General features: G+C 71.3%; 7 protein-coding genes. 2 read left to right on the forward strand and 5 right to left on the reverse strand.

What is annotated here, in order from left to right; genetic code table 11:
- Window positions 1–151 precede the first annotated feature (151 nt).
- The 5 genes from AB0D27_RS44570 to AB0D27_RS44590 all read right to left on the reverse strand — a co-directional run bounded on the left by AB0D27_RS44570 (window position 152) and on the right by AB0D27_RS44590 (window position 6,047).
- Window positions 152–787 carry a cytochrome b/b6 domain-containing protein gene (locus tag AB0D27_RS44570; RefSeq protein WP_362521173.1) on the reverse strand — a complete coding sequence of 212 codons (636 nt, stop codon included), beginning with the start codon at window positions 785–787 and terminating at the stop codon, window positions 152–154.
- Window positions 771–1,550: a molybdopterin-dependent oxidoreductase gene (locus AB0D27_RS44575; RefSeq protein WP_362521175.1), complete on the reverse strand. Its 780-nt coding sequence runs from the start codon at window positions 1,548–1,550 to the stop codon at window positions 771–773. The genes AB0D27_RS44570 and AB0D27_RS44575 overlap by 17 nt, the downstream gene beginning before the upstream one ends.
- Window positions 1,551–1,664: 114 nt before the next feature.
- On the reverse strand, window positions 1,665–3,230 hold the full coding sequence (locus AB0D27_RS44580) for an APC family permease (protein WP_362521178.1): 1,566 nt from the start codon (window positions 3,228–3,230) through the stop codon (window positions 1,665–1,667).
- A 43-nt stretch (window positions 3,231–3,273) separates the two neighbouring features.
- On the reverse strand, window positions 3,274–4,224 hold the full coding sequence (locus tag AB0D27_RS44585) for a hypothetical protein (RefSeq protein WP_362521181.1): 951 nt from the start codon (window positions 4,222–4,224) through the stop codon (window positions 3,274–3,276).
- Window positions 4,225–4,391: 167 nt separating this feature from the next.
- Window positions 4,392–6,047 carry an FAD-binding dehydrogenase gene (locus AB0D27_RS44590; protein ID WP_362521184.1) on the reverse strand — a complete coding sequence of 552 codons (1,656 nt, stop codon included), beginning with the start codon at window positions 6,045–6,047 and terminating at the stop codon, window positions 4,392–4,394.
- 298 nt (window positions 6,048–6,345) lie between these two features.
- Here AB0D27_RS44590 and AB0D27_RS44595 point away from each other — a divergent pair, with 298 nt between their 5' ends.
- Both AB0D27_RS44595 and AB0D27_RS44600 read left to right on the forward strand, forming a co-directional pair.
- Entirely contained in the window at window positions 6,346–7,239 is an 894-nt protein-coding gene (locus AB0D27_RS44595; RefSeq protein ID WP_362521187.1) for a DMT family transporter, read from the forward strand.
- Between the two features lie 60 nt (window positions 7,240–7,299).
- The gene (locus tag AB0D27_RS44600; RefSeq protein WP_362521190.1) at window positions 7,300–7,815 is read left to right on the forward strand and encodes an NUDIX domain-containing protein; all 516 of its coding nucleotides are present in this window, start codon (window positions 7,300–7,302) and stop codon (window positions 7,813–7,815) included.
- Window positions 7,816–7,928: the final 113 nt, after the last annotated feature.

Here is a 7,928-nt window from a genome sequence, read left to right on the forward strand (position 1 = left end):
GCTCCTCAAACGCCGGAGGGGCTGATTTCAGCCCGTCCGGCGTTTGAGGACGAGCGCGAAGCGCGATACGGGGGGTCTGGGGGGCGGAGCCCGCCAGGTACGGGACGGGCAGGGGCGGAGGGGGCGAAAGACGTATCGGTGCGCCCGCGATCTAAGGGCGCCAGAGCGGGTGCTCCCGGTCCGCCCAGTCCCGGCTGACGGACCCCGTTCGCAGCCCCCGCCGCGCCTCCGGGTCCCCCAGCGCCATGCCGACGTGGCCCGCGAGGACGATGCCGATCGTCAGGGCCAGCCAGTCGTGGACGAAGGTCGCCGAGGTGCGCCACATCAAGGGCGTGAGGTGGGTGAACCACATCAACAGCCCCGTGCCCAGCATCACCAGCGTCGCCCCGGCGATCCAGGACGCGTAGACCTTCTGCCCGGCGTTGAACTTCCCCGCCGGACGGGAGGTCCGGCGCTTGTCGCGCCGCAGGGCCGCCCGCAGCCACACCCGGTCATGCGGCCCGAAGCGGTTCAAGAACCCCAGGTCGGCGCGGAGGGCGCGCGAGGCGAGGCCCGCCAGGACGGGCACCGGAAGCGTCAGGCCGGCCCACTCGTGGATCCGTACGACGAGTTCACGGCGGCCGACGAGTTCCGCGAACTGGGGGATGTACAGGCACGCCGCGGTCGCCACGCACACGCCCATCAGCAATGCGGTCACCCGGTGCACCCAGCGCTGCGCTCGGCCGAAGCGCCGTACGCGCGTGGCGTGCGCGGCCACGGCCGGGGTGTCGTCAACTCGTGGGTTCATCGTCGCGTCCGTTCGAACGGCCGACCCAGGCGTCGACGTCGTAACCCCGGTCCTCCCAGTACCCGGGACGGACGTCCTCGGTGACGGTGATGCCGGAGAGCCACTTGGCGGACTTGTAGAAGTACATGGGGGCCACGTAGAGGCGGACGGGGCCGCCGTGGTTGTGGCCCAGGGGCTTGTCCTGCATGCGCAGGGCCACGAGGACGTCGGCACGGCGGGCCTGCTTCAGCGTGAGGCTCTCCGTGTACGTCCCGTCGAAGCAGTTGAAGCGGATCGCCCCGGCCGAGGAGCGCACACCGGCGGCGTCGAGGAGATGGGACAGGCGTACGCCCTCGAACGGGGTGCCCGGCACCCGCCAGCCCGTGACGCACTGGACGTCGTGCACGACGCGGGTCTGCGGCAGGGCGCGCAGGTCGGCGAGGGAGTAGGTCTTGGGATGGTCGACCAGGCCGTCGATGCTGAGGCGGTAGGTCGTCTCGTTCTTGTGCGGGACGGACGTCGCCACGGAGTAGTAGCGGAAGCCGCCGCCGTTGGGCAGCAGGCCGGTCAGGCCCGTGGGGTCCTTGTCGGAGGCGCCGGCGAGGAAGGATTCGAGGCCGCGCTGGAGCGTGGGGGCCGCGATCACGCCGAGCGCGCCGAGTCCGAGCGTGCCGAGCAGCACGCGGCGGCCGATCGGCGCGCCTCGTGCCTCGGGGCGCTCCGTGCTCGGCTCGTCGGCGTCCGGCCGCTCCGGGCTGCGTTCCTTGGGCCGTTCAGGGTTCACCTATTGATCAGAGCACCCGCGACCCCCAAAAGACCAGCGGCGGCGGGTGCACGTCAGCGTTCCGTAATCACTTCTTACGTGCCGTCCAGGAAGACGTGCTCCAGGAGGGACGCCTCAGGATGCGGACTCGGCCGCCTTGTCCAGTTGGAACGCCTCGTTGCCGAGGCCGATCCGGGCGTGCGCCTCGGGCTTGCGGGAGCGCAGCACCAGGCCCTGGATCACCCCGATGACCAGGGCGGCCCCGACGATGGCGGGCAGCAGCCAGCTCAGCGAGGAGTCCGGTCCCGCCCCGACGAGGACGTCGAAGTCCTTGACCGTGTAGACCGCGATGACGATCAGCGCGACACCCGCGATCGCTGACGTGGCGAGGCGCCAGGCCTGGGCCCGGGCGGCGCCGCGGCGGGCGAAGAAGACGATGACGGAGAGCGAGGCGGCGGCCATCAGCACGATGACGCCGAGGGCGCCGACGTTGCCGCCCCAGGTGAACAGGTGCAGTACGGGTTCGGTGGGATCGCCGGCCGGCTTGTCGTCGGCGACCGCGAAGGCGATCACGATCACCAGGGAGACGGCGGTCTGCAGGAGCGAGCCGGTGCCGGGTGCGCCGCTCGCGCCGGACGTCCGTCCGAACGCCGCGGGCAGCAGGCCTTCGCGGCCCATGGCGAAGGTGTACCGCGCGACGACGTTGTGGAAGCTGAGCATCGCCGCGAACATGCCGGTCACGAACAGGACGTGCAGGACGTCGGTGAAGGTGGAGCCGAGCCGCGATTCGGTGAGGAAGAAGAGCAGGCCCGCGCTCTGCTTCTGGGAGGCGCCGACGATGTCCGAGGGGCCGGTGGCCACGGTGAGCGCCCAGCAGCTGAGCGCGAAGAACACGGCGACACCGGCGACGGCGAGGAACATCACGCGCGGCACCAGGATGTGCGGTCGGCTGGTCTCCTCGGCGTAGACGGGGGCCTGTTCGAAGCCGAGGAAGGCCGCGATGCAGAAGCACAGCGCGGTACCGACTCCGGCGCCGGTGAGCGTGTCCGGGTTGAAGGCGTGCAGCGACAGGCCCTGCTTCGCCGGGTCGGCGACCGCGGCGATGTCGAAGATGACGACCAGGGCCACCTCGATGACCAGCAGCACGCCCAGCACGCGCGCGTTGACGTCGATCTTCAGCCAGCCGAGCGCGCCGACGAGCAGCACTGCCACCAACGCCGGTATCCACCAGGCGACTTCGAGGTCGAGGTAGGTGGAGAACAGCCCGGACACCTCGAAGCCGAAGATGCCGTAGATACCCACCTGCAGGGCGTTGTAGGCGACGAGCGCGACCAGGGCCGCGCCGGCGCCCGCGGTGCCGCCGAGGCCGCGCGAGATGTACGCGTAGAAGGCGCCCGCGTTGTGGACGTGCCGGCTCATCTCGGCGTACCCGACGCTGAAGAGCACGAGGACAACGCCGAGGATGACGAAGAGCAGCGGCTGCCCGACGATACCCATCACCGCGAATGTGGTGGGCATGACACCCGCGACCACCATGAGCGGGGCGGTCGCCGCGAGGACGGACAGCAGCAGACCTCCCGTGCCCAGCCGGTCGGCGCGCAGCGCGCGGTCCTGTCCCTTGAAGGTGCTGATGCCGCCGGGGTCGGCGGCCGGTCTGCCCGTGTTCGACGTACTCGATGTGCTCGAACTGCCCGTCGTCATCGCGGGGTCGTCCTTTCGGATGTCCGGTTTTCAGGGGTGGCGTTCACACCGTGCCGAGCGCGCTGTCGCGTGCGGCACGGAAGGCTTTGTACGGGTCGCGGTCCGGGTACGACCACGGCGCCGGGGTCGCATGGTCGCCGATGCGGTGGAACAGGGCGGCTGCCTCGGCGCCCCGGCCCTCGCAGAACTTGGCGTGGGCGAGGAAGTTGAGGTCGACCAGGCGGCGCGGGTGGTCGTCGCGCTCCCACTCCAGCCACCAGTCGAAGGCGGCCTTCATCACCTGGCGGGCCCGGCGTCCGACCCAGTGCCCGGAGGCGACGGGGTCGGCGGGTTCGCTTCCGGTGCCGGCGAGCACGCGGTAGCGCTCGGCGTGCGCGACGACCGGGAGGATGGCCAGCGGCGAGTCGGCGGGGGCCTGTTCGGCGGCCCAGTTGGCGAAGTCGTACACCTCGTGCAGCGGGTCCCGGCCCGCCTCGGCGCGGCGCTCGGCGAGCCGGGCGACCACCAGGTGGTGGGCGTGGTGGTGATCGGTGTAGCGGTGGCGTACCTCGTCGAAGAGCTGGACCACGTCGTCCTCGGTGCCGAGGGAGCGCTCCAGGAGAAGCAGGCCGAGCCACGGGGTGGGATCGGCGGGCGCGAGGACAGCCGCGGTGTGGCATGCCTCGCGGGCGCGCTCGGGGCGCTCCTTGCCGTTCAGGGCGCGCTGGACGGTGGCGCAGCCGAGCAGCACGGCGGCGTCGGCGGACTCGGGCTCGGCGAGCTGCCAGTCGCGGGCCCAGGCGAGCGCGGCGGACTCCCGCGCGAGGACGGTGACGCGGTGTCCGCGGCGGTCCCAGTCGTCGCCGGTCGCGGCGAGCAGCGCGCGGACCGCGGTCCAGCGCCCCTGTTGCAACGAAGTGCGTGCGGCGACGAGTTCGGCGTCGTCGAGTGCGGCGTCGAAGGTCTGGCCCGCGCGCTTGCGACCGCGGCCGAGGGGGGGTGGGGGTGGGGACACCGCGGGTCGTCCTCACAGGCGCGGTTTGTCAGGTAGTGATCACGCACAGCAAACCCGCAGCCATGGCTTTCAGTCAAGACTGATCAGTGCACTACACGTGTCAACTCTCCCTGCGGGCGGCTCGGTTGACCCCGCTGCCCGCCTCTGCGGGCCCAGCGCACCGGGGCTCAGCCCACCGCGTTGGCCGCCGCACGGCCCGCCGTGCGCCCCGAGAACAGGCAGCCGCCGAGGAACGTGCCCTCCAGCGACCGGTATCCATGGACCCCGCCGCCACCGAAACCGGCGGCCTCACCGGCGGCGTACACGCCCTCCAGCGGGTCGCCGCCCTCCGTCAGTACCCGCGAGGAGAGGTCGGTCTCCAGGCCACCGAGGCTCTTGCGGGTGAGGATGTTGAGGCGGACGGCGATCAGCGGGCCCGCCTTGGGGTCGAGGATACGGTGCGGGGAGGCCGTACGGATCAGCCGGTCGCCGAGGAAACGGCGGGCTCCGTGGATCGCCGTGACCTGGAGATCCTTGGTGAACGGGTTGGCGACCTCCCGGTCGCGCGCCACGATCTCGCGGCGCAGCGCCGCCTCGTCGATCAGCGGCTCCTTGGTGAGCGCGTTCATGCCGCGCACCAGCGCGCCGAGGTCCTTCTCGACGACGAAGTCCGCGCCGTGGTCCATGAACGCCTTGACCGGCCCCGGCACATCGGCGCGCGCCCGCCCGATCACGTCCCTGATCGACTTGCCGGTCAGGTCGGGGTTCTGTTCCGAGCCCGAGAGCGCGAACTCCTTGCCGATGATCTTCTTGTCGAGCACGAACCACGTGTAGTCGTACCCGGTCCTCATGATGTGTTCGAGCGTGCCGAGCGTGTCGAAGCCGGGGAAGAGGGGCACCGGCAGCCGGTTGCCGCGCGCGTCGAGCCAGAGGGAGGACGGGCCGGGCAGGATGCGGATGCCGTGGTTGTTCCAGATGGGGTTCCAGTTCTGGATGCCCTCGGTGTAGTGCCACATGCGGTCGCGGTTGATGAGGTGGGCGCCAGCCTCCTCGGCGATCGCGAGCAGCTTGCCGTCGACGTGCGCGGGCACCCCGGCGATCATCCTCTCGGGCGGACTGCCCAGCCGTTCGGGCCAGTTGGCGCGCACGAGGTCGTGGTTGCCGCCGATGCCGCCCGAAGTGACGATCACCGCCTGGGCCTTGAGTTCGAAGGCGCCGGTGACCGTACGGCTGCTGGCCTGCCCACGCTCGATGCCGGACGGCTCCAGGATCTCGCCGGTCACGGTGTCGACGGAGCCCGCGCTGCGGGACAGCCCGGTGACGCGGTGGCGGAACCTCAGCTGCACGAGCCCGCGGGCGACCCCCGCTCGTACGCGCCGCTCGAAGGGCGCGACGAGGCCGGGCCCGGTCCCCCAGGTGATGTGGAAGCGGGGCACCGAGTTCCCGTGCCCGTTGGCGTCGTAGCCGCCGCGCTCGGCCCAGCCGACCACCGGGAAGAAGCGCACGCCCTGCCGGTGCAGCCAGGAACGCTTCTCACCGGCCGCGAAGTCGACGTACGCCTCGGCCCATTGCCGCGGCCAGTGGTCCTCCGGCCGGTCGAAGGCGGCCGTGCCCATCCAGTCCTGGAGGGCGAGCGCATGGCTGTCCTTGATCCGCAGACGGCGCTGCTCGGGCGAGTCGACGAAGAAGAGCCCGCCGAACGACCAGTGCGCCTGGCCGCCGATCGACTGCTCCGGCTCCTGGTCGAGGAGGATCACCGTGCGGCCCGCGTCGACGAGCTCCGCGGTCGCCGCGAGCCCCGCCAGGCCCGCTCCGATGACGATCACATCTGCGTCGTAGGCCATCGGCCCGTCCTCTCGGCATTCCGACTGGTCGGATCGGCTCGGTGGTCATGAGGGCCCTCATGACGTTGGTCACGAACCGATCGGCAGCGTCGCTGGTTGGTGAGACATTGGAGGTGGTCGACCGCGATAGTCGACCACGCCTTGTTACTGATCGGTCAGATCCTTCGGCAAGAAGAGTGACCGAGTCAACTGCCTGGTTCCGGGTACTCCCGGGGGCAGGCTCCTGCCCTTGGCACTACAGTCGGCGGGATACGCAACCGTGGCCCGCACCGGCTCTTGACGTATCGAGGTACACAGCGTGTCGGTTCTCGTTCTGGTCCTGGCCGTGAGCGCGGCCTGCTGCCTGGGCTTCGGCTTCGTGCTCCAGCAGAACGCCGCCTCGCACGCCCCGCTGAGCGACTTCCTCTCCCCCCGTCTGCTGCTCGACCTGATCCGGGTCCCCCGGTGGCTGGGCGGCATCGGGCTCATGGTGTGCGGAATGGTCCTCGGGGCGGTCGCCCTGGGCAAGGGCGAGATCTCCCTGGTGGAACCGCTCCTCGCGACGAACCTGCTCTTCGCGCTCGCGCTCTCCCGTCACCAGACCAAGCAGCCGCTGGGCCGGCAGGGCTGGGCCGGACTCGCGCTGCTCGCGGGCGGGGTCTCGGCGTTCATCGTGGCCGGGCAGCCGCAGGGCGGCGACGCCGTCACCAATCCTCTGCGGCACTGGCTGATCATCGGGATCATGGTCGGCCTCGCTCTGCTGCTCACGACCTACGCGAAGCGGTCCCGGCTGAGCGCCGCACCCGTGCTGCTCTCGCTCGCCGCCGGCCTGCTGTACGGCGTCCAGGACGCGCTCACCCGGGTCAGCGGGCAGCGGTTCGGCGAAGGCAGCTGGAGCGAGCTGCTGACCGGCTGGCAGCCGTACGGGGTGCTGGCGCTCGGCGTGACGGGGCTGGTGCTGGTCCAGAGCGCCTTCGAGACGGCACCGCTGCGGATGTCGCTGCCCGCGCTCACCGCGGCCCAGCCGCTGGCCGGGATCGTCTGCGGGGTGGGCTTCCTCGGGGACCGGCTGCGCACCGACGTGGGGGCGCTCGCCTGGCAGGCGGCGGGGCTCGCGGCCGTCGTGGCGGGGATCGTACTGCTGGGGCTGCATCCGGCGATGCCCGCGGGGACCTCGCACGCCGAGCGGTCGCGGGATCTCCAGCCGCATTGAGGGATACGGGCCGGGGGGCGGCGCCGGTCGCGGCCGGCTCGGGGCTGCTTGGATGGGGCCATGAGTGCCGCTGACGAGATCCTCGACATCGTGGACGAGAACGACCAGGTCATCGGGCAGTCCCGGCGCGGGGACGCGTATGCGCGCGGGCTGCGCCACCGGTGTGTGTTCATCCAGGCGCGCGACGCCTCGGGCCGCGTCTTCGTCCATCGCCGCACGTCCACCAAGCTGGTCTTTCCCTCCCTCTACGACATGTTCGTCGGCGGGGTCGTCGGTGCGGGTGAGTCCTACGACGACGCCGCCCTGCGCGAGGCCGAGGAGGAACTCGGCGTCTCCGGGCTGCCGCGGCCCGCCCCCCTCTTCAAGTTCCTGTACGACGACGGCGCCGGGCAGTCCTGGTGGTCGGCCGTGTACCAGGTCCACTGCGAGCTGCCGGTGAACCCTCAGATCGAGGAGGTCGCCTGGCACGACTTCCTCACCGAGGACGAGGTGGAAGCACACCTGACGGACTGGACATGGGTCCCGGACGGACTGGCGGCGTACGAACGCCTCAGGGACTACCGCGCGCTGGACTGACCGCGGGGATTTCGCCCCCTCTGGGAGGCTCCGCCCCCCAGACCCCCCGTATCGCGCTTCGCGCTCGTCCTCAAACTCCCCCACTCTCGGCTTCGCTCGAGCGGGGGGACCCC

Origin of the sequence: Streptomyces sp. NPDC048415, from assembly GCF_040651675.1 — a bacterium.
Classification (GTDB): domain Bacteria; phylum Actinomycetota; class Actinomycetes; order Streptomycetales; family Streptomycetaceae; genus Streptomyces.